Here is a 22,125-nt window from a genome sequence, read left to right as displayed (position 1 = left end):
TAGGTAAAAAGAAGATAAAACGTTTTACCTAGCAAAAATGCGCCACCAATCACAAATCTGCCGCCCGGTTTCTGGCGACAATGCGGCAGGCAGTAAAACGTTTTACTGAGCTAACGGATTCGGTATACCCTTGATCATTACGGCGGGTTGCCCAGGAACGGGTTCGCAGAGACTATGAGCATCAAAAAAATCACCATCACCGATGTGGCGCAGCAGGCGGGCGTGTCGGTCACCACGGTTTCCCTGGTGTTGAGCGGCAAGGGGCGCATTTCGCCGACCACCGTCGAGAAGGTCAATCAGGCGATAGAGCAGCTGGGCTATGTACGCAATCGCCAGGCGGCGACGCTGCGCGGCGGGGAGTCCGGGGTGATTGGCCTTATTCTGCGCGACATCTGCGAACCCTTCTATGCCGAAATGACCGCCGGGCTGAGCGAAGCGCTGGAGGCGCACGACAAGCTGCTGTTTTTGACGCAGAGCGGGCGCGACGGCCAGGGCCTGCAGCGGGCGTTTGACGCGCTGCTGGCGCAGGGCGTCGACGGCATCGTGCTGGCGGGCGGTATTCGCGCGGCGGCGGGCCTGAAGGAAAAGGCGGCCGAGCAGGGCGTACCGCTGGTCTGCGTGGCGCGCTCCAGCGGCCTTGATGGCGTGGACGTGGTGCGGCCGGACAACATGCAGGCCGCCAAGCTGGCCACCGAATTTCTGATCAAGCGCGGCCACAGCCAAATCGCCTACCTTGGCGGCCAGAGCGACTCATTGACACGCGCCGAGCGGCTGGGCGGCTTTTGCGCCACCCTGGTGCAGTACGGCCTGCCGTTTCGCAGCGAATGGATCGTCGAGTGCGATTGCCGGCAGCGCGAGGCGGCGGAAGCGGCGGAACAACTGCTGCGCCATTACCCGAACATTACCGCCATCGTCTGCCACAAGGCGTCGGTGGCGCTCGGCGCCTATTTTGGCCTGGCGCGCAGCGGCCGCAGCATCGGGTCGGACGGGGTAGACGCCTACTACGGGCGGCAGGTGGCGCTGATCGGCTTCGGCGACGTGCCGGAGGCCGAACTGACCGAGCCGCCGCTGACCTTCGTCTCCAGCTCGGCGCGGGAAGTGGGGCGCAGCGCCGCCGCGCGCCTGCTGCAGCGCATCGGTGACGCCGACCTGCCGGCGCAGAACGTCATTCTGCCGCCGACGCTGATCCGGCGCGGTTCCGCCTAGCCCTGCCGCTGTTCCTCTTCCGCCTCCCGGCGGATTCCAGCCGATAAAGGTTTTCATCGCCGGCGTCAGATCCCGCGATTTCAAATGGGTCAGCCAATAGGCGCCGAGCGCGGCCTCGGCGGCAAACGGCCGCTGCAGCGCGCCGGCGGCCAGTTCGCGGCGGAACATGCTGACCGGCGCCAGCGCCACGCCGTCGCACTGGATCGCGCCTTCCACCATCAGCCTTGACGAGTCGAACACCGGGCCGTTGATCCGCCACGGCGTCACCTGTGCCGCCGCGAACCACTGCTCCCATTCATCCTTGCGGTAGGTGCGCATCAGCTGCTCGTGCTGCAGATCCTGCGGCGTGCGCAGGCGCGCGGCGACCGCCGGCGGGCAGAGCACCGTCAGCGGCGCGTCGAACAGCTTGATATTGCAGGTGGCGGGCCAGAGCCCTTCGCCGAAGCGGATGGCGAAATCCATGCCGTCGGCCGACAGATTGACCAGGTTGTTGTGGGTGAGCACCCGCAGATCGATAAACGGATGCGCCGTGCTGAACGCCGCCAGCCGCGGCATCAGCCAGCCGACGGCGAAGGTGCCGACCACCGCCACCGTCAGCACCTCGTGGAAATGCCCGCCTTCGAACTGCTGCAGCACTGCCTCGATACGGTCGAAGGCGTCGCTCAACACCGGCAGCAGCGCCTGGCCCTCTTCGGTCAGATCCAGCCCGCGCGGCAGGCGGCGGAACAGCTGAATGCCCAGCTGTTCTTCCAGCATGCGCACCTGCTGGCTGACGGCGGCCTGGGTGACGCGCAGCTCCAGACCGGCGCGGGTGAAGTTCAGGTGACGAGCGGAGGATTCGAACGCCCGCAGGGCGTTGAGGGGAAGTCGATTTGCGCATTGTCGATAGCCATAAGTTTTTCTTTATGCTGGCTGAAATTATTATCGCTTGTCAACCCGGCGGCAAAATCCGATATTTGGCGCGGCTGCTCAGAGTGTCACGGCAGCCGTAAAGGAATGACATCATCAATCAGGGAAAGCGCCGTATATAACGCCAATAAAAACTTTTGGCCGCGGCCGATGCCCTGCAACCTAAGAGCTTCTATCATGACGAAAATGAACCGCCTGGCGGCCGCGCTGATCGCCGCACTGATCCTGCCGACCGCGCACGCCGCACAGCAGCAGGATATCGACGCCGTTATTCAGCCGCTGATGAAAAAATACGGCGTGCCGGGCATGGCGATCGCCGTGTCGGTCGACGGCAAACAGCAGATTTACCCGTACGGCGTCGCCTCGAAGCAGACCGGTAAACCGATCACCGAGCAGACGCTGTTTGAAGTGGGCTCGCTGAGCAAGACCTTCACCGCGACGCTGGCGGTCTATGCGCAGCAGCAGGGCAAACTGTCGTTTAAAGACCCGGCCAGCCACTACCTGCCCGAGCTGCGCGGCAGCGCCTTCGACGGCGTCAGCCTGCTGAATCTGGCGACGCATACCTCCGGCCTGCCGCTGTTCGTGCCGGACGACGTGACCAACAACGCCCAACTGATGGCCTACTACCGGGCCTGGCAGCCGAAACACCCGGCGGGCAGCTACCGCGTCTATTCCAACCTCGGCATCGGCATGCTGGGCATGATCGCCGCCAAGAGCCTCGGCCAGCCGTTTATCCAGGCGATGGAACAGGGGATGCTGCCGGCGTTGGGCATGAGCCACACCTACGTGCAGGTGCCGGCGGCGCAGATGGCCAACTATGCGCAGGGTTACAGCAAGGACGATAAGCCGGTGCGGGTCAACCCCGGCCCGCTGGACGCCGAGTCTTACGGCATCAAGTCCAACGCCCGCGATCTGATTCGCTATCTGGACGCCAACCTGCAGCAGGTGAAGGTAGCGCAGCCGTGGCGCGACGCGCTGGCCGCGACGCACGTCGGTTATTACAAGGCGGGCGCGTTCACGCAGGATCTGATGTGGGAGAACTACCCGTATCCGGTGCAACTGTCGCGTTTGATTGAAGGCAACAACGCCGGGATGATCATGAACGGCACGCCGGCCACTGCCATCACGCCGCCGCAGCCGGAATTGCGCGCCGGCTGGTATAACAAAACCGGCTCCACCGGCGGTTTCTCCACCTACGCGGTATTTATCCCGGCGAAGAATATCGCCGTGGTGATGCTGGCCAACAAGTGGTTCCCGAACGACGATCGCGTCGAAGCGGCTTACCACATCATCCAGGCGCTGGAGAAGCGCTGACGGTCAGGGGCGCCGGCGGGGGGCCCCTACCACCGGTGCTGCCGTTCACGCCGCTCGCGCATGAAATCGATAAAGGCGCGCAGCTTGAGCGGCAGATGCTTGCCGGCGGGAAAGTAGATGAAAAAGCCCGACGCTTCGCTGGCGTAACCCGGCAGCACTTCCACCAGTTGCCCCTGCGCCAGCTCCTGCAATACCGTGCCCTGAAAACGCTGTGCGATACCCAGGCCCGCCAACGCCGCATCTTTGATCAGCCGATCTTCGTTAAAAATCAAACTGCCGCTGACGTCCAGCGCGCGTTCATCGTCGCCCAGGCTAAAATACCAGGGTTCCAGTTTGCCGCTGCCGGGGAAACGGTAGCGCAGGCAGTGGTGAGCAGGCAGATCGTCCGGCGTGGCCGGAACGCCGCAACGCGCCAGATAGTCGGGCGAGGCGACCAGCACCCGGCGCTGGCCGTTGTCGATCGGCACGGCGATCATGTCTTTTTGCAGCATGGCGTGCATGCGAATGCCGGCATCGAAACTGCCCAGCACCAGATCGGAAAAGCGGTCTTCGGTAAACAGTTCCAGCTGCACGTCGGGATAGCGCCGTTGAAATTCCGCCAGGTGCGGCATTACCAGCAGCGAGGCGGCCAGCTGCGGCAGCGTGATGCGCAGCAGGCCCGCCGGGTGTGCGCCCAGGGCGCGCACGTCGTCCGCCGCCACGTCGATCTGGCTCATCGCCGGCGACACCTTCTGATAGAACAACCGGCCCTCATCGCTGAGGCGCACCGAGCGGCTGGTGCGGTGAAATAGCCGCACTCCCAGCTGATTCTCCAGCGCCTGAATGTTTTGTGACACCGCCGGCGGCGTGACGCCGAGCTGGCTGGCCGCGCGGGTAAAGTTGCCCAGGCGTGCGACGGCTTCGAAATAGGGCAGCAGCTGCAGGAGTGAACTCATCTATCAATAACCTATGCTTAATGATTCATTAAATTATGCCTTATTTTAATTTATGACGAACGTTTTAGACTGATTTTACTTTCCATCAGCGAGATGAAAATCATGTCGGCAGAACAACGGGCGTTAACAGAACGGATCGCGGCGATCGATCAACAGGCGATGGCCGAAGGGCGCATCGTGGGCAGCGTGGTGCTGGTGGCGCGGCAGGGCGAGATTTGCTACGCCGGGGCGGCCGGCTATGCCGATCGTGAAGTGCGGCGGCCGATGCGGCGAGAAACGCAGTTCCGGCTGTCGTCGGTCTCCAAACCCTACACCACGCTGGCGGCGCTGCGCCTGATCGAACAGGGCAAGCTGAGCCTGGACGACGCGGTCAGCGAGTGGATGCCGTGGTTTACTCCGGCGCTCGCCGACGGCCGGCGCCCGGCGATCAAGATTCGTCATTTGCTGAGCCATACCGCTGGGCTGGACTATCGGCTGAACCAGCCGCCGACGGGCGTTTACCACCAGTTGGGGATCCAGGACGGCGTGGAGCTGTCGACGCTGACGCTGGAGCAAAACCTGCGGCTGTTGGCGCAGGCGCCGTTGCTGTCGGCGCCGGGGGAACGCTTCAATTATTCTCTGGCGCTCGACGTGCTTGGCGCGGTGCTGGAACGGGTGACGGGCATGCCGCTGCCGCAGCTGTTTGTCGAATGGGTGGCGCGGCCGCTGGGGCTCGGCAATACCGCGTTCCATGCGACGGACGCCGCGAACCTGGCGACGCCGTATTACAACACCCCGCAAGGGCCGCAGCGCATGCCGGAAGGCCTGCGGGTGGCGCTGCCGGAGGGGATGGCGGGGGGCGAAGTGCTGTTTTCACCGATGCGGGCGCTCAACGCCGGGGCCTATCCTTCCGGCGGCGCGGGCATGGTCGGCGATGCCGACGACGTGCTGAAGCTGGTGGAGGTATTACGCAGCGGCGGGCAGGGTATTTTGCAGCCGGACACGGTGGCGTTGCTGCGCAGCCCGCACGTGGGCGCGCAGGCGCAAACGCAAGGGCCAGGCTGGGGATTCGGTTTTGGCGGGGCGCTGCTGGTGGACGCAGAAGCGGCGCAGACGCCGCAGCAGGCCGGCACGCTGACCTGGGGCGGGGTTTACGGCCACAGCTGGTTCTTTGATCCACAGGCGCAGCTGAGCGTGGTGATACTGACCAACACCGCGTTTGAGGGCATGTGCGGCCGCTATCCACAGCAGATTCGCGATGCGGTTTACGCGGCGTAAATAAAAAGGGCCCCGCAGGGGGCCCTTGATCAGGCTTTCAAACGCTTACTGCGCCGGTGCCGGAGCTGGCTGTGCATCCTGCGCCGGTTCACCGTCTTCCGCCGGGGCGCCCAGCAGGCCGAACTGGCCGATGAACTCCTGCAGCGACATTTTGTTGCCGTTCAGGTCAACCTGGTTGTCGGCATAGTGGAACGTGCTCGCGATCACGCCGTCTTTCTGGGTGGTCAGCTTGAACATCTGGCCCATGGCCGCCAGGCCCTGTACTTGCTGCTGCGCCAGTTTCTGCGCGTCTTCCTCATTGTAACCCTGCAACAGCGCGGTTTTCGCGGTCAATTCGGTGGCCATCGCTTCCGGAATGGTCAGGTTGATATCCAGCTTTTTAACCGCCTGCGCGATCAGCTGATCCGGCGATTGTGCCGGGGAGGCGGCCTTGCTCGGATCGGTCAGCGCCAGATCCAGCGTGAAGGTGCTCTCGCCCTTGCTGTTTTTCCAGCTCAGCGGTGCGATGCTGAGGCTCGGGTTGCCTTTCAGCAGCAGCGGCAGGTTCTTTTGCAGCAGTTCGGCGTTTTGCTGCTCATACACGGCCGGATCCAGGTTCTCGCCCTGTTGCAGCAGCGCCATGGTCTGGCGGTTGTAGCTGTCGGCGAAGTCTTTCAGCGCTTTGCCGTCGACGTTGTCGATTTTCAGCGCCAGCTTGCCGGCGCCGAAGTCGTTGCCCTGCACCTTGAGCGCGTCCATGGTGTAGTCGATCTGGCCGCCGATGTTGCTGCTGCCTTGCTCGCCGAACTTGCTCACCAGGTTGAAACCGTCCAACGCCACGGTATCTTTACCGTCGATCGTCAGTTTGAACTGCTTCAGCGTCATCGTCTGATCGCCGAGCTTCACGCCGAACTTGCTCTCGTTGCTGTTGCCTTCCAGGTTGAAGCCCTGGAAGGTGATTTGCTCGTTTTGACCGAATTCGTTCGGGCTGGCGAACACGATATTGTCGCTATTGGCATCCAGCACGAATTTTTTCAGATCGCTGGACACGTCGGCGTTAATGGTAGCGCCGCTGAATTTCAGCGAAGACTTATCTTTTTGGTAGTCCAGCGGGATGATGTCGATGGCAGACGAGGTGTCCCCGCTGTAAGAGATGCGCGAATCGGCGGTAAACAGCGATTTGCCTTTGGTGGTGTCAAACAGACCTTTCACCGCCGGGGTATTTTCCAGCTCGGTATGCACCGACGCCATGCTCGGCAGCAGATTGAATTTTTTCAGCTGGGCGAAGGGGAACGGGCCGTGATCGATGGTTTCCAGGAACGCCACTTCTTCACCGGTTTTCAGCGCCGCGTTTTCACTGGTATCCGTGCCGTCGGAACGCAGCACATAACGCACTTTACTGCTGAACAGGCCGCGCTGGTAATTTTCATAGCTCAGCTTCACGCCGGCTTTCGGCAGGTAAGTTTTCAGCTGGCCGTTGGCGTTGTCGACGACTTCGCCCATGTGCTGCTCGATCTGTTTCCCGGTGTACCAGGATGCCCCGGTCCATGCTGCGCCAAGAACCACAATGACGCTGACAGCGACTAACGATTTTTTCATAGCTCTGTTTCATCCTTTTTTCTTATCACCCTCCGTTGCGCGGGAGGGGCAAATAGGGGCCGACAAAAAACGCCCGCAGGCGTTTAATTGTGGGGGTAGCTCTCGCTTTCAGCAAGCAATTTGCTGAAATTTATCAACGGTTAGGCCAGCTGGTTATAAACCCTGGCGATGCGGCCGCTGCCGCTGACGTTGACCGGGGATTCGAAAGCCCCGATAAAGCAGGATTCGCCCGGCTTGAGCGTCAGGCGCTGCCCTGATTTTTCCAGCGTCGCTTCGCCGGCGACGCAGAACACGATGGCCGCGCTTCGCTGCGCCAGCGCCTGCGGCGCGGCGGTCAAATCGTGCAGCGAGAAGGCGAAATCCTCCACCGGGATCGGGAAGAACAGCGCGTTGCCGCGTTGCTCCGGCTGGGTTAGCTGGCCGGACGCCGGCTGCGGGCGGAACTGCAGGTTGGCCAGCAGCTCAGGCACGTCGATGAATTTCGGCGTCAGGCCCGCGCGCAGCACGTTATCCGAGTTGGCCATCACCTCCAGCGCCACCCCTTTCAGGTAGGCGTGCGGCGTTTCCGCGTACAGGAACATCGCCTCGCCCGGCGCGAGCTGCACCACGTTCAGCAGCAGCGGTGAGAACAGGCCGCTGTCATCCGGATAAAAGCCGGCGATAAAACGCACGGTATCCCAGGGCTCGCCCTGCTGATTGTTGAGCGCGGCCTTCAACACGCCAAGCGCCAGCGACTTTTGCTCGCCGCTCATGGTCAACAGGCTGGCGAACAGGGTGGACAGATGTGCGGTGTCCGGCTGCTGCAGGAAGGCGGCGATGTCGTGGTGCGCGCCGGCGATCGGTTGCAGCAGGGAAACGATATCGGCCAGTTCGCGAAAGCCGTTCATCGCCAGGAACGGCGTCAGGGCGAACACCAGTTCGGGCTTGTGATTGGGGTCTTTGTAATTGCGTTCGGCGGCGCTCAGCGGGATGCCGGCGGCGTTCTCTTTCGCGAAGCCGATCTCGGCCGCCGCTTTGCTCGGGTGGACCTGGATCGACAGCGGTTGATCGGCGCACAGCACTTTAAACAGGAACGGCAACTCGCCAAAGCGGCTGGCGACGTCGGCGCCCAGTTGCTTTGGCAGGTCTTCATCGATTAGCTCGCGCAGCGAACGCAGTGCGCCATCGGCGCCCGGCACGCGGGAAGGGCTCTTGGGATGGGCGCCCATCCACAGTTCGGCCATCGGCTGATTATCGGGGTTGGCGATACCGTAAAGACGGGTCAGCGCATCGTGGCTGCCCCAGGCGTAATTCTGTACCGCATTGGTCATTTTTTGCATGTCGATAAACGTCCTTCTGCGTCATTGCCGCACTACATAGCAATAACTCACTGATTTTATAAGATTAACTTAATCTATGCCGACGACCATCATACGCCCGCGTCGGCGGGAAAAATCATGGGCGCGATCAAAATAACGCCGGATAACGTCGCGCCCGGCAACGGGCCAAAGTATAACGTGATAACGATCGGCGCCTCAAATGGCGCACAGGGCCTCAAGGCGGCCGTCAAAAGCCGCCAATCGATTATTCTTTGGTACAGCGGGGTTATTGCCGATAGCCCGGGCATTTTGCCTCATTATTTATTTTTCAGCATGTCAAACTATGTCGGCTGAATTTATTTTTTACCGTCTGAGCCATTCCCTTATTATTATTTTCGCGCTGCGCTGGGCGTTCACACGCCGAGCTTAAACCGGCGCGCCAGACCCCTTTACCGTAACGGCTAACGAGTCGATTTAACGAAACCAGAGGTCTGCTGCATGAAAAAATTGTTGTTGCTGTTGGGGCTTTGCACCGGCGCAGCCCAGGCGGCGGTGATTGTCACCTATCCTTACGCCGCGCCGCGCACCGTAGTGATCGCGCCGGCGCCGATCGTTGTTGCACCCGCGCCGGTAGCGGTTCCCGCCGCGATCGCGCCCGTGGCCCATCCGCTGGCGCTCACCGCCGGCGCGGCGGCGGCCGGGGCCTATCGCCATCATGAACGGCAGGACGCCTACGACGAAATCAATCATCTGCAGCAGCAGCGTATCGATGAGCTTAATCAGTTACAGGCCCAGCGCATCAATAATTTTAATTCGCGTCATCCGCGTTAATCGTTACCCACGCTTTTATTCTCCGGGGCATGCCCGGCCGTTTATTTCGGCGCGGGTTAACCGGCGGCAAATAACCGCGTCATGAAGGAGTAAAAGAGATGAAACGTGCTGTGAGATAACTCTCTTAATGCGAATAGTTATTATGTCACTATACTGGGAGTGCATGCCGACGGGGGGTAGCGCGTCGGCCTAACCCTACAATTTTAGGAATTATGCTAAGGAGACAATGATGGCAGGCGTTCGTATCGAAAAAGACTCTATGGGCCCCATCGAAGTACCGGCCGACAAGCTGTGGGGCGCGCAAACCCAGCGTTCGTTGGCGCATTTCCGCATTTCCTCCGAAAAGATGCCGACCGCGCTGATCCACGCGCTGGCGTTGACCAAGCGCGCCGCTGCGCAGGTGAACGTGGATCTGGGGCTGCTGCCGGCCGAGCGGGGCGCCGCCATCATCAACGCCGCCGACGAAGTGCTCGCGGACAGCCATGCCGACCAGTTCCCGCTGTCCATCTGGCAAACCGGTTCCGGCACCCAGACCAACATGAACATGAACGAAGTGTTGGCCAACCGCGCCAGCGAGCTGCTGGGCGGCGTGCGCGGTGAAGAGCGCAAGGTGCACCCGAACGACGACGTCAATAAGAGCCAGAGCTCCAACGACGTGTTTCCCACCGCGATGCACGTGGCGGCGGTGATTGCGCTGCGCGAGCACCTGATCCCCGAGCTGAAAGTGCTGCACAAGACGCTGAGCGACAAGGCCGAAGCCTACCGCGATATCGTCAAAATCGGCCGCACCCACCTGCAGGACGCCACGCCGCTGACCCTGGGGCAGGAGATCTCCGGCTGGGCGGCGATGCTGGCGCACAACCTGAAGCACATCGAAGACAGTATCCCGCACATTGCCGAGCTGGCGCTGGGCGGCACGGCGGTCGGCACCGGCCTGAACACCCATCCGGAGTACGCGGTGCGCGTGGCTAAAGCGCTGGCGGAGTTGACCCATCAGCCGTTCGTCACCGCCCCGAACAAGTTCGAAGCGCTGGCGACCTGCGACGCGCTGGTGCAAGGGCATGGCGCGCTGAAAGGGCTGGCGGCTTCGCTGATGAAGATCGCCAACGACGTGCGCTGGCTGGCGTCCGGCCCGCGCTGCGGCATCGGCGAGATTTCGCTCCCGGAGAACGAACCGGGCAGCTCCATCATGCCGGGCAAGGTCAACCCGACCCAGTGCGAGGCGATGACCATGCTGTGCGCCCAGGTGCTGGGCAATGACGTGGCGGTGAACATCGGCGGCGCTTCCGGCAACTTCGAGCTGAACGTGTTCCGCCCGATGGTGATCCACAACTACCTGCAGTCGATTCGCCTGCTGGCCGACGGCATGCAGGGCTTCAACGAGCACTGCGCGGTGGGCATCGAACCGAACCGCGATCGCATCACCCAGCTGCTGAACGAATCGCTGATGCTGGTGACGGCGCTCAATACCCACATCGGCTACGACAAGGCGGCGGAAATCGCCAAGAAAGCGCACAAGGAGGGGCTGACGCTGAAAGCCGCGGCGCTGAAGCTCGGCTACCTGACCGAAGCGCAGTTCGACGAGTGGGTGCGGCCGGAAGCGATGGTCGGCAGCATGCAGAAATAATCACGTCATGTTTAAACGGGGCGCGTTTGCGCCCCGTCTTTTCAAGCCAATCTCTCCAGCACCGACAACAGCGCCTGCGGCTCCGGCCGCCGGGTGTAATCGGCGTGCGCTTCAGCATAGGCGATACGGCCATCGCGGGCGATGATGAACCGCGCCGGCAGCGGCAGCGTCCAGCTATCATCCTGGTTGAACTGCGCCAGATCGAGGCCGAGCCGCTGTTGATACAGGGCGATCAGCGCGTCCGGCAGGCGGTAACGCAGGCCGAATTGGGCCGCCAGACGGTTGCCGGCATCGCTGAGCAGCGCAAAGGTGAGATCGTGATCGCGCATGGCCTGGCGGTTATGCACCGCGCTCTGCGGCGAAACGGCCACGAGCTGCGCGCCGTACTGCGTGATGGCGGGCAATGTGGCCTGCAGGGCCTGTAGATCGAGCGTACAGTAGGGGCACCAGATCCCGCGATAGAAACTGACGACCAGCGGGCCCTTTGCCAACAACGCCGTGGAAGAACATGACCGGTTTTCGCAGTCCGACAGGGTAAAGCCGGGCGCGGCGTCGCCGACCTTCAGGGCGCGTTCGGCGATGCCGGCAGCGATCTGCGTTTGGATCGCCTTACGCATCAGCGCGTGCTCTTGTTCTGTGAGTGTGAACGGCAGTTGGCCGGATTCGAACTCCGCTTTGAAGGCATCGAGTTTGTCTTGCAGTGTCATGCGTTCTCCTGACGGGAATGAGGGTTACGCTCATCTTGCCCATTCCTGAATGGCGCGTGTAGACTGCAATAAATGCTAACCGTTATTCCATTAAGGAATGCTATGGGCAAGTTTGCCGATTACGAAACCTATGCCTGCGTTTACGAGAGCGGTTCCTTTACCGCAGCGGCGCGGCGGCTGCACGTGGGGCAGCCGGCGGTCTCGAAAGCGGTGGCGCGGCTGGAACAGCAGCTCGGCACACGCCTGATGCTGCGCTCGACCCACGGCCTGCAGCCGACGGATGCGGGGCAGCAGCTGTATCAACGCACCCGACGTATCCTGAACGCGCTGGCGGAGACGGAAGCGCTGGTGCAGAACGCCGGCGAAACGCTGAGCGGCCGGCTGCGGGTCGCCTCGGCAGCGGTGTTCGCCCGCATCGTTCCCTTGCCTGATTTGACGGCGTTTATGCGCGCCAACCCGCGTTTGAGCGTCGATCTGCTGCTGGATGACGGCAACCTGTCGTTGATTGAAGAGGGCATCGATATTGCCCTGTGTATCGGCGAGCTGGAGGATTCCGGCTTTACCGCCCGCAAACTGGGTGAGGTAAAGCAATGTGTGATCGGCACGCCCGGCTATTTTACCACCGCCGGCATGCCGCAGCGGCCGGAAGATCTGTTGCAGCACGAGATGGTGATTTACCACCGCCGTGGCGGCGGCGAGCACTGGCGCTTCAGCCGCGAAGGAGAACAGCGCGCGCTGCGGCTGCCGGGGCGCATGCGGGTCAATGCGGCGGAGTGCGTGCGCGAACTGGTGTTGGCGGGATTCGGACCCACTATCGCCAGCGAAGGCATGTTCCGCAGCGAGCTGCAAAGCGGGGCGGCGATCGCGGCATTAGCGGACTGGCAGCTGCCGCCGCTGGCGCTGTGGGCGGTGTTCCCCGGCGGTCATTTCGTCTCGGCTAAGGCGCGGGCTTTTGCCGACTTTGTCCAAACCGCGTTATGCAGTGAGCCGTGATATGTCGCGCGCACAACGTTTACTCGATCTGATGCAGCTGCTGCGCAGCCACCGTTATCCGGTGGCGGGCCATGCGCTGGCGCAAACGCTGGGCATCAGCATGCGCACGCTGTACCGCGATATCGCTACGCTGCAGCAGCAGGGGGCGGAGATCGTCGGCGAGGCGGGCGTCGGCTATGTGCTGCGGCCCGGCTTTATGCTGCCGCCGCTGATGTTCTCGCAGGCAGAGACAGAAGCGCTGGTGCTGGGGATGCGCTGGGTCAGCCGCCGCGGCGACAGCCAGCTGGCGAGCGCGGCGGGCCAGGCGCTGGCCAAGATCGCCGACGTGCTGCCGCCGGCGCTGCGGGAGGAACTGGAGGCCAACACGCTCTTGATCGCGCCGGTTCAGGCGCCGCCGGTGGCGGATGCGATGCGGGTGTTGATCCGTGACACCATCCGCCGCGAGCGCAAGCTGCATATCGACTATCTCGATCTGGCGGGGCAGCGCAGCGAACGCCTGCTGTGGCCCTTTGCGCTGGGTTTTTTCGAGCAGTTCCAGATGCTGGTCGCCTGGTGCGAGCTGCGCCAAGCGTTTCGCCATTTTCGCCTCGATCGCATTCAGGCCGCTACGCCTTTGGAACAGCGCTATCCGCGCGGTCGGCGGCGGCTGTTGAAAGAGTGGCGCCTCAGCGAGGGCATTGCGGAGCAATAGCGGCACGCTGCTGCCATAAACTGTCAGTCGCGCCCCTTAGTCTGTACCTATCGGGAGCCGGCCGGTTCCCATCACCCAGAGGACAGACCGATGACCCTTCCCAGCATGACCCTGCTTTACGTCGACAACCCGCTGAACAGCGCCGCCTTTTATCAACGTTTACTGGGACAGGCGCCGGTAGAGCTTTCCCCTGGCTTCGCCCTGTTCGTGCTCAACAACGGCTTCAAGCTGGGGATGTGGGCCAAACAGGGGGTAAAACCTGCGGCGACCCTGACCGGCGGCGGCGGTGAACTGGGCTTTTTGTGCCAGGATCCGCAAGAGGTCGAGGCGCGCTATAACCAGTGGCGCGAACTCGGGCTGCCGATTGAGCAAACGCCGACCGAGATGGAGTTCGGTTACACTTTCGTGGCGCGAGATCCGGACGGCCATCGCCTGCGGGTGTATGCCCTCAGCGAGTAGCGTCGTCGGTATACAGGTGCAGGCGCGGCACCAGCAGCCGCAGCGGCCGGGCGTCGGGTTTGTAACGGTGTTTCACCGCGTCGACGTCGTAGTTGAGCAGCTCGCCAATCTTCGGCACTGTGGCGCCGCTCTCTGCCTGACACAGGGCGATCAGCGGCAGCGGGCAGGGATGTTGCACCTGTTTTTGCTGCTGCTGATACCACACCCGGACGATTGGCTGCACTTTGACCGGCCGCTTGATTTTCAGCGTCGCGTGCTGCGGCAGGCGGCTGACGTCGTCTATCTCGCGGCTGACCAGGGCAGCCCACTGTTCACGGCTGTGCGGCGGTACCGCACGGCCGGCTTTCAGGCTTTTCTCCAGCTGCGCCAGGATGTCGTCCCGCTTGACGTTTTTGATGATGTGCTTGTTGGCCCAGCCGAAGCGCACGGAGTCGGGATTGGTCAGGGCAGTGAGGGTGCGATAGGCGCTGAGGGTAATCAGCCCGTGCAGATGGGTGTGCACGAACTCGAAACGCTGCTCCGGCGCCAGGCCGGAATCGACGGTGATAATCTGCTCCAGTTCGCCCTTCAGTCGGTTGATGAGCGCCAGCTGCGTTTGCAGCGCCTGATACTCCGGCTGTTCCACCGCCAGGCAGATGACGCCGGGCAGGCGCACGGCCGCCTTGCTGCTGACATTCTCCCGGTTATGGTGGATGAACAGCCGCTGATAATGCTCCAGCGCCAGATCGCGCGCCGCTTGCCCCACATGCTGTTCGACCGCGATATGCGAGATAGCCTGATGCTCCTGACCTTTTTCAACCTCCGGCAGGCTGAACACCCGCGCCGCCAGCAACCGCAGCGGGGCGATCTGCTGTTGCAGCGCGCCGAGCGCCTGCTCCAGCTCGGTAAAGCAGGCGTTCATCCGGCCAATCACATCGTATCTGCTCATCGCACGCTCCTATATTAGTTACAACATACTATAGAAGAGTGGCGGACTGGGGGCAACATCGGCCCCTGAGCCGGCGGCAGCTTCACCGGCCACCCGGCTTACCAGCGGAAATGCGCCATAGCGGCCTCTACGACAGGGCACGTAATACACCCGGTATGCGTAGTGTTTTGATTCATTGATGGATTTTCTCCTGTTCGTTTGCGTTTTGTTTAATCCATTTTCCGATCGCCGTTGTCCAAACGCTGGAACAAACAGAATGGCAGGACGCTATGAGCCCTTGGGGTTATCTTTTCTTCTGTCATTAACGGGTGCTTTAAACGGAGGTTCACTGTGGATATTAAACAGAAAGTCAAAAACATGACGCTGGAAGAGAAAATCGGGCAAAAAATCATGCTGGATTTTCGCTACTGGGATCGGAACGGTAGCAGCAATCAGGATATGACCGTCCCCGATGAAGCCATTGGCAAGCTGATCGCCGATAACCACGTGGGTGGGGTGATCCTGTTCGCCAATAATCTTAAAGACAAGCAGCAGATCAACACGTTGACGGCCTGGTATGCCGCGATGAAAACCCACGCGGGCATTCGTTTGTTTATTGGCACGGATAACGAAGGCGGTAACGTTTTCCGGCTGCCGCGCGGCGACTATGCCTCATTCCCCGGCAATATGGCGCTGGCGGCGGCGATTGAAGGGGGCGCGGATGAACAGCTCGCCGTTGAACAGGGCAAGCTGATGGCCCAGGATATGCGCGCGTTGCATATCAATACCAACTTTGCCCCGGTCGTGGATGTCAACACCAACCCGTTCAACCCGGTGATTAACGTTCGCGCCTTCAGCGATGATAAGAATACCGTTTCTCGTCTGGCAGAGAAAATGGTGGCGGGCATGAAGCACCAGGGGCTGATCACCGCGTATAAACACTTCCCCGGCCATGGCAGCACCTCCACCGACTCGCATACCGGTTTGCCGCGCGTCGATCGCTCGCGGGAAGAGGCTTTTGCCATCGATATCGCCCCTTACAAGCAGGCCATCGATCGCTGCGCGGCGCCGGATATGGTCATGACCGCGCATATTCAATATCCGGCATTGGATAACCGCCAGATAGATACCCGCAGCGGTGAAAAAATCACGGTGCCGGCCACCATGTCGCATGAAATTCAGACCCAGATCCTGCGCAATGAATTGGGGTATGCGGGCGTAACGATTTCAGATGCGCTGGATATGGGCGCGATTGCCGAGCATTTCAGCCAGCAAGCGGCGGCTGAAAATGTCTTTGCCGCCGGGGTGGATATTGCCCTGATGCCTGTCAGCATCGCCTCGCCGGCCCAGGCGAGCCTGCTGCCTGAGTTGATCCGGTACCTTGCGGACAGGGTGAAAACGGGGCATCTCAGCGAGGCCGATATCGATGCCTCGGTCGAGCGAATTTTGCGCCTCAAATTGCGCCATAACCTGATGGGCCATAGCGAGAAACCCTGTTCCAGCGACGTTGCGTCCTCAGCGCACAAGCTGGAAAAACGCATCGCCGATCGTTCCATTACCGTGGTTATCAACCACCACAGCCTGTTGCCGTTAAAGGACAAGGCGCTGCGCTACTTTATTCTGACGCCGTGGGGCGAGCAGGCCAACGGCATTGCGCGCGTGATGGCGCAGGAGGGGTATCAGAACGTCGTTGCCGCGAAGGAAACGGAGCTGAGCGACGCCCAGGTCAGGGAACATATTGCCGGCTGCGACGTGTTCTTGCTCGGAACCCTCTCAACCCGCTTTACGCCGGCTGAACAGGATGGGGTCGTTACCTCCGCAACCGGAGCGGGTAATGACAGCAGCCCTTATCCGAGCTGGTTGAAATACGCCGCCGAGCAGGGGAAAAAACGCGTTCACCTCTCACTGCGCGCCCCTTACGATATTGTGAACTATGCCGCCGAGGTGGAGGCGGCCGTCGCCACGTACTCCTACTACGGGTATGACAGCGGCGTGTGGCGTGGCCCTTCAATGGTCTCTTTGGCGCAGGTGCTGACGGGTAAAATCAAACCGCACGGAAAACTGCCGGTCAACACCTGGCATGACTACGATGTGGAAACCAATACGGGCAAGGTGGCGTTCCCGCGCGGAACTGGGCTGAGCTGGTAATGGGATAAGGACACCGGCGTCGTCTGAACAGGGCGACGCCGATAGCTTGATAGCGTTGAGAAAGCGGGCAGTTTCTTGCTCTGCACGCAACGACATGGGATAACCGTCACTCACGGAAGGAGAACCAGAATGCCGACAGGCGTAACAAAATTAGGCGGATGGCTGTTGATGGCCGCCATGCTGGGCGTGAGCGGATGCGCCAAGCCGCCCGAACCGGAGAAGCCCCCGCAACCGACGCCGCCGATAACACCGATGCGGGGCATCTGGCTGGCCACGGTCATTGGCCTGGACTGGCCGCCGGCAGCCTCCCTGAAAGCGGAAACCGCGCAAGAGCGGGTTCGCCTGCAGAAACAGGGGCTGACGGACGCGCTGGACGAGATGGTGAAAACCGGGATTAACGCGGTGTATTTTCAGGTTAAACCGGACGGCACGGCTCTGTGGCGCTCAAATATCTTGCCCTGGTCAGAAGTCTTGACCGGCACCGTGGGCCAGGATCCGGGTTACGATCCGCTGGCCTTTATGCTGCAAGAAGCGCACCGGCGCGGCATCAACGTGCATGCCTGGCTGAATCCCTATCGGGTTTCTATGAATACCCGTCCACAAACGATTGACGCACTCAATCATACGCTGCAGTCGCCGCCGGCCAGCGTCTATGCGCTGCATCCCGACTGGATTCGTACCGCCAACGAGCGCTTCGTGCTCGATCCCGGTCTGCCCGACGTGCGCAACTGGATCACCGGCGTGGTGGCTGAAATTGTCAAAAACTATGAGGTCGACGGCATTCAGTTTGACGATTATTTCTATTACGAAACGCCGCAATCGCCGCTGGATGATGAACGAACGTATCGCGCATACGGCAAAGGATTTGCAGACAAAGCCGCCTGGCGCAGGGACAACACGCTGCAATTGATAAAACAGGTTTCAGCCACCGTCCGAGCATTGAAGCCCGCGGTTGCGTTTGGCGTCAGCCCGGCGGGCGTCTGGCGAAACCAGGCGGACGATCCTGACGGCTCGGCGACGCGGGCCGGCGCGCCATCGTACGATACGGCCTATGCCGATACGCGTCAGTGGGTCAAACTGGGGTTGCTCGATTACATCGCGCCGCAGCTGTATTGGCCTTTTGATCGTGAAATTGTCCGCTACGACGTGCTGGCCAACTGGTGGGCCGAGGTGGTGAAGGGCACGCCGGTCCGGCTCTATGCCGGGGTGGCGCTGTATAAAGTGGGTACGCCTGCCGCCAGCGAGCCGGCCTGGACCATCGATGGCGGCGTCCCCGAGCTGAAGAGGCAGCTGGATCTCAACGAGAGCCTGCCGGGGATGGGGGGAACCATCCTGTTCCGGCAGCGTTATTTGACTGAGCCGCAAACGGACAAGGCGGTGGAGTACCTGCGTACCCGTTGGAAAACTGGCCAATAATCACAGGCACTGGCATGACGAGCCGCGGCAAACCACCGCGGCTTTTTCTCTTCAGAGGCGGGCTGCTTCCGGCAGGCGTTTCAGGTAATGCACCACCAGCAGCGCCAGCAGCAGCATCAGGCTGATGAACGCCGCCACGCCATGCCAGCCGAAGCTGTGCCAGAACACGCCGCCGAGGGTGCCGGCCACGCTGGATCCAACGTAATAGCAGAACAGATACAGCGACGACGCCTGGCCTTTGGCGCGGCGCGCACGACGGCCGATCCAGCTGCTGGCCACCGAGTGGGCGGCGAAGAAACCGGCGGTGAACAGCATCATGCCAATAAAGATAGCCGGCACCTGCGGCAGCGCGGTAATCAGGATCCCGATCAACATAATCACGATCGAGGCCAGCAGCACCGGGCCACGCCCAAAGCGCGAGGTGAGCGCACCGGCTTTGGGCGAGCTGTAGGAGCCGGTGAGGTACACCACCGACAGCAGGCCGACAATCGCCTGACTCAGGTGGTAAGGATCCGCCAGCAGGCGATAGCCGATGTAGTTGAACAGGGTGACGAAGCTGCCCATCAGCAGGAACCCTTCCGCAAACAGCAGCGGCAGGCCCTTATCGTGCCAATGCAGCTTGAAGTTGATCAGCAGGGTGCGCGGGCGCAGCGAGCTGGCGCGAAAATGCAGCGAGGCGGGCAGGATGCGCCAGAACATGCAGGCGGCGGCGAGGGCGAACAGGCCGATGACCCCGAGCGATACGCGCCAGGAGAAGAAGTCGGTCAACACCCCGGTCACCAGGCGGCCGCTCATGCCGCCGATCGAGTTGCCGCTGATGTACAGCCCCATCGAGAAGGCGACGAAGCTGGGGTGGATCTCTTCGCTGAGGTAGGTCATGCCGACCGCCGCCACGCCGCTCAGCGACAGGCCGATCAGCGCGCGCATCAGCAAGATGCCGTGCCAGCTGGTCATAAAGGCGCAGATCAGCGTGCAGACCGCCGCCAGCAGCAGCGCCACCACCATCACCGACTTGCGGCCGATGGCGTCGGACAGCGGCCCGGTGAACATCAGGCCGATCGCCAGCAGACCGGTGGAGACCGAAAGCGACAGGCTGCTTTCCGCCGGCGATACGCCGAAATCTTGCGACAGCACCGGCAGGATCGGCTGCACGCAGTAGAGCAGCGCGAAGGTCGCCAGCCCGGCGGAAAACAGCGCCAGCGTCACGCGCATAAACTGCGGCGTGCCGCGTTCGATATAGGGGAGTTTGTTGTTGAGGGTGGAGCGTTTTACTTTTGGCGCAGCGGCCGCGTCATCGTTGGCGGCCAGCGTCGACGGCATCGCGGCCGCAGAACGCACAGGGGTTGTCACAGCGTTTCCTTACCGAACTTCGGGGAGATAAACAGACACTTTACAGATAACAAAATGATAGGGAGCGGTGAATTTTTTGTCTAATATATTAATAATTCAAATTAAGACGTTTTAAATATGAATATCGAATTGAGACATCTGCGTTACTTTATCGCCGTGGCGGAGGAGCTGCATTTTGGCCGCGCCGCCGAACGGCTGCGGATCTCCCAGCCGCCGCTCAGCCAGCAAATCCAGGCGTTGGAAGAGATGGTCGGCGCGCGGCTGCTGGCGCGCAACAACCGCAACGTCAGTTTGACCCAGGCCGGGGAGATGTTCCTCAAAGAAGCCTATCAGGTGCTCGATCAGGTCGGGCGCGCGGCGGAAAAGGCGGCGCGTCTGGATCGCGGCGAGCTGGGGGAAATGACCATCGGCTTTACTTCTTCCGCGCCCTTTATCGGCGTGGTGTCGCGCAGCCTGCGCGCCTTTCGTCAGCACTCCCCGCAGGTGCATATCAAAATGCGCGAAATCAACACTAAACAGCAGATCGAGCCGTTGTTGAACGGTGAGCTGGATCTGGGGGTAATGCGCAATACGCGGCTGCCGGAGGTGCTGCACTATCAGCTGCTGCTGCGGGAACCGCTGGTGGCGGTGGTGCCGGAAGGGCATCCGCTGGCGGAAACGCCCGGCGGCGCGCTGCGTTTCCAACATCTGGCGCAGGAGCCGTTCGTGTTCTTCTCGCGCGAAGTGGGCACCGCGTTGTACGACGAAATACTGCTGTTACTCGGCAAGGCAGGCATTACCCCGTATATCACCCAGGAAGTGGGGGAAGCGATGACCATCATCGGGCTGGTCTCCGCCGGGTTAGGGGTGTCGATTCTGCCGGCCTCATTTGCCCGGGTGCGGGTGGACGGCGTGCGCTATTTGCCGCTGGCGGAGCCCGACGCCACCACCGAAGTGTGGCTGGTGCATCACCGCCGGCGGCCGCTGACCGCCGCCGCGCAGGCGCTGATGGCGTTGATGCTGAAATGACGTTGAGCTTGGGCAAATAAAAATCAATTCACGCTGAAATTGCGAGGAATTTGTGCAGCAAATCACATAACGAATCAAATAGTTGACGCTGTATGACAAAAGCCCCACCATAACCCCTAGTCTTTATTTAGAAGCGCGAAAAATAGTAGGAGCAGGTTTGTGATTGCGGTTGGGCAGCCTGGGCATATCGATCAAATCAAGCAGACCAATGCGGGGGCGGTTTATCGGCTAATCGATCAACTGGGCCCGATTTCGCGCATCGAACTGTCAAAACGCGCACAGCTGGCGCCCGCCAGCATCACCAAGATCGTGCGCGAACTGCTGGAAGCCCATCTGGTCAAGGAAACCGAGTACCAGGAAATCGGCAGCCGGGGCCGCCCGGCGGTGGGGCTGGTGCTGGACACCGAGGCCTGGCACTACCTGTCCGCCCGCATCAGCCGCGGCAGCATCACGCTGGCGCTGCGCGATCTCAGCAGCAAACTGGTGGTTGAGGAGCAGCTGCCGCTGGCGGCCGAACACCCCGAACCGCTGCTGAAACGCATCCTGACCGAAGTCGACCAATTCTTTATCCGCCACCAAAGCAAGCTGGAGCGGCTGACGGCGATCGCCATCACGCTGCCGGGCATGATCGACGTGCAGTCCGGCGTGGTGCACCGCATGCCGTTTTACGACGTGCTGGAGATGCCGCTCGGCCCGGCATTGGAAACCCGCACCGGTCTGCCGGTTTACCTGCAGCACGATATCAGCGCCTGGACCATGGCCGAGGCGCTGTACGGCGCCTCGCGCGGCAGCCAGAACGTCATTCAGGTGGTGATCGACCACAACGTCGGCGCCGGGGTGATCACCGGCGGCCATGTGCTGCACGCCGGCAGCCACAGCGTGGTGGAGATCGGCCACACCCAGGTCGATCCCTACGGCAAACGCTGTTACTGCGGCAACCACGGCTGTCTCGAAACCGTGGCCAGCATTGAGAACATGCTGGAGATCGCCCAGCAGCGGCTGAGCGGCTCGATGAGCTCCAGCCTGCACGGCGCGCCGCTGACCGTCGAATCACTGTGCGACGCCGCGCTGGCGGGCGATCAGCTGGCGCGGGACATCATTCTCGGCGTTGGGCACAGCGTGGGGCGCATTCTGGCAATCATGGTCAACCTGTTCAATCCGGAGAAGATCCTGGTGGGCTCGCCGCTCAACCGCGCGGCGGAGATCCTGCACCCGGCCATCGCCTCCTGCATTCGCCAACAGGCGCTGCCGGCCTACAGCGAGCAGGTCAAGGTCGAATCCACGCAGTTCTTCAATCAGGGCACCATGCCCGGTGCGGCGCTGGTGAAAGAGGCGCTGTACAACGGTTCATTGCTGGTACAGCTGCTGCAGGGCTAACATCAGAACTTCTTAATAATCCCGCAAAAGATTGAGCTACCTCAAGCCCCTACGTGGCAGCATCCCCTAGAATTTTTCCGAAAGACTTCTTCGCCGCCGGTGCGGCGACACATT

19 protein-coding genes and 1 pseudogene are annotated in these 22,125 nt (G+C 61.6%); 13 read left to right on the top strand and 7 right to left on the bottom strand.

Features of this window, described 5'->3' with window-relative positions; translation table 11 throughout:
- The first annotated feature begins 174 nt into the window (after positions 1–174).
- Positions 175–1,206 (top strand): Mal regulon transcriptional regulator MalI, encoded by a 1,032-nt coding sequence (locus GF111_RS00985; RefSeq protein ID WP_047727638.1) that lies wholly within the window; start codon positions 175–177, stop codon positions 1,204–1,206.
- On the opposite strand, the pseudogene GF111_RS00980 reads toward GF111_RS00985, so the two are convergent.
- Positions 1,203–2,058: pseudogene (locus GF111_RS00980) on the bottom strand (LysR substrate-binding domain-containing protein). The gene GF111_RS00985 and the pseudogene GF111_RS00980 overlap by 4 nt on opposite strands.
- A 234-nt stretch (positions 2,059–2,292) precedes the next feature.
- On the opposite strand from GF111_RS00980, the gene blaSRT reads away from it, so the two are divergent.
- On the top strand, positions 2,293–3,429 hold the full coding sequence (blaSRT, locus tag GF111_RS00975; RefSeq protein ID WP_038873908.1) for an SRT/SST family class C beta-lactamase: 1,137 nt from the start codon (positions 2,293–2,295) through the stop codon (positions 3,427–3,429).
- A gap of 26 nt (positions 3,430–3,455) precedes the next feature.
- On the opposite strand, the gene GF111_RS00970 is transcribed toward blaSRT, so the two are convergent.
- Positions 3,456–4,364: a LysR family transcriptional regulator gene (locus GF111_RS00970; RefSeq protein WP_038873910.1), complete on the bottom strand. Its 909-nt coding sequence runs from the start codon at positions 4,362–4,364 to the stop codon at positions 3,456–3,458.
- Between the two features lie 102 nt (positions 4,365–4,466).
- Here GF111_RS00970 and GF111_RS00965 point away from each other — a divergent pair, with 102 nt between their 5' ends.
- Positions 4,467–5,621, top strand: a complete 1,155-nt coding sequence (locus GF111_RS00965; RefSeq protein ID WP_147191103.1) for a serine hydrolase — start codon at positions 4,467–4,469, stop codon at positions 5,619–5,621.
- A gap of 45 nt (positions 5,622–5,666) precedes the next feature.
- Here GF111_RS00965 and GF111_RS00960 read toward each other — a convergent pair whose 3' ends face one another.
- Together GF111_RS00960 and manA are read right to left on the bottom strand one after the other, a co-directional pair.
- Positions 5,667–7,199: a YdgA family protein gene (locus tag GF111_RS00960; protein ID WP_147191101.1), complete on the bottom strand. Its 1,533-nt coding sequence runs from the start codon at positions 7,197–7,199 to the stop codon at positions 5,667–5,669.
- A 140-nt stretch (positions 7,200–7,339) separates the two neighbouring features.
- A complete protein-coding gene (manA, locus tag GF111_RS00955; protein ID WP_147191099.1) occupies positions 7,340–8,518 on the bottom strand; it encodes a mannose-6-phosphate isomerase in 1,179 nt (392 codons plus the stop codon).
- A gap of 117 nt (positions 8,519–8,635) precedes the next feature.
- Between manA and GF111_RS00950 the strand changes: the two genes are divergently transcribed.
- The 3 genes from GF111_RS00950 to fumC all read left to right on the top strand — a co-directional run bounded on the left by GF111_RS00950 (position 8,636) and on the right by fumC (position 10,955).
- Positions 8,636–8,851, top strand: a complete 216-nt coding sequence (locus tag GF111_RS00950) for a hypothetical protein (RefSeq protein ID WP_038873918.1) — start codon at positions 8,636–8,638, stop codon at positions 8,849–8,851.
- A 144-nt stretch (positions 8,852–8,995) separates the two neighbouring features.
- Complete coding sequence (locus GF111_RS00945; protein WP_048233630.1) at positions 8,996–9,328, top strand: hypothetical protein; 333 nt, start codon at positions 8,996–8,998, stop codon at positions 9,326–9,328.
- A gap of 229 nt (positions 9,329–9,557) precedes the next feature.
- A complete protein-coding gene (fumC, locus tag GF111_RS00940; protein ID WP_038873919.1) occupies positions 9,558–10,955 on the top strand; it encodes a class II fumarate hydratase in 1,398 nt (465 codons plus the stop codon).
- 41 nt (positions 10,956–10,996) lie between these two features.
- On the opposite strand, the gene GF111_RS00935 is transcribed toward fumC, so the two are convergent.
- Entirely contained in the window at positions 10,997–11,662 is a 666-nt protein-coding gene (locus tag GF111_RS00935) for a peroxiredoxin-like family protein (protein ID WP_080490871.1), read from the bottom strand.
- A gap of 102 nt (positions 11,663–11,764) precedes the next feature.
- On the opposite strand from GF111_RS00935, the gene GF111_RS00930 reads away from it, so the two are divergent.
- From GF111_RS00930 to GF111_RS00920, 3 genes are all read left to right on the top strand, one after another.
- Entirely contained in the window at positions 11,765–12,655 is an 891-nt protein-coding gene (locus tag GF111_RS00930; RefSeq protein ID WP_147191097.1) for a LysR family transcriptional regulator, read from the top strand.
- Between the two features lies 1 nt (position 12,656).
- Positions 12,657–13,346 carry a YafY family protein gene (locus GF111_RS00925; RefSeq protein ID WP_055312389.1) on the top strand — a complete coding sequence of 230 codons (690 nt, stop codon included), beginning with the start codon at positions 12,657–12,659 and terminating at the stop codon, positions 13,344–13,346.
- A gap of 90 nt (positions 13,347–13,436) precedes the next feature.
- Complete coding sequence (locus tag GF111_RS00920; RefSeq protein ID WP_028128189.1) at positions 13,437–13,805, top strand: VOC family protein; 369 nt, start codon at positions 13,437–13,439, stop codon at positions 13,803–13,805.
- On the opposite strand, the gene tus is transcribed toward GF111_RS00920, so the two are convergent.
- The gene (gene tus, locus GF111_RS00915) at positions 13,795–14,733 is read right to left on the bottom strand and encodes a DNA replication terminus site-binding protein (protein WP_147191095.1); all 939 of its coding nucleotides are present in this window, start codon (positions 14,731–14,733) and stop codon (positions 13,795–13,797) included. The two genes, GF111_RS00920 and tus, sit on opposite strands and share 11 nt — an antisense overlap.
- 330 nt (positions 14,734–15,063) lie before the next feature.
- Between tus and GF111_RS00910 the strand changes: the two genes are divergently transcribed.
- Positions 15,064–16,860 (top strand): glycoside hydrolase family 3 protein, encoded by a 1,797-nt coding sequence (locus GF111_RS00910; protein WP_147191093.1) that lies wholly within the window; start codon positions 15,064–15,066, stop codon positions 16,858–16,860.
- Between the two features lie 168 nt (positions 16,861–17,028).
- Positions 17,029–18,276 carry a glycoside hydrolase family 10 protein gene (locus GF111_RS00905; protein ID WP_369916751.1) on the top strand — a complete coding sequence of 416 codons (1,248 nt, stop codon included), beginning with the start codon at positions 17,029–17,031 and terminating at the stop codon, positions 18,274–18,276.
- 51 nt (positions 18,277–18,327) lie between these two features.
- Here GF111_RS00905 and GF111_RS00900 read toward each other — a convergent pair whose 3' ends face one another.
- On the bottom strand, positions 18,328–19,596 hold the full coding sequence (locus tag GF111_RS00900) for an MFS transporter (protein ID WP_186766897.1): 1,269 nt from the start codon (positions 19,594–19,596) through the stop codon (positions 18,328–18,330).
- A 147-nt stretch (positions 19,597–19,743) separates the two neighbouring features.
- On the opposite strand from GF111_RS00900, the gene GF111_RS00895 reads away from it, so the two are divergent.
- Both GF111_RS00895 and GF111_RS00890 read left to right on the top strand, forming a co-directional pair.
- Positions 19,744–20,634 (top strand): LysR substrate-binding domain-containing protein, encoded by an 891-nt coding sequence (locus GF111_RS00895; protein ID WP_048233639.1) that lies wholly within the window; start codon positions 19,744–19,746, stop codon positions 20,632–20,634.
- Positions 20,635–20,793: 159 nt separating this feature from the next.
- The gene (locus GF111_RS00890) at positions 20,794–22,011 is read left to right on the top strand and encodes an ROK family transcriptional regulator (protein WP_004938526.1); all 1,218 of its coding nucleotides are present in this window, start codon (positions 20,794–20,796) and stop codon (positions 22,009–22,011) included.
- The last annotated feature ends 114 nt before the right edge of the window (positions 22,012–22,125 follow it).

Source organism: Serratia sp. HRI, from assembly GCF_010119335.3.
GTDB lineage: Bacteria > Pseudomonadota > Gammaproteobacteria > Enterobacterales > Enterobacteriaceae > Serratia > Serratia nevei.
Note: the sequence above shows the minus strand (reverse complement) of the source record. Positions and strands in the feature narration are given on the sequence as shown.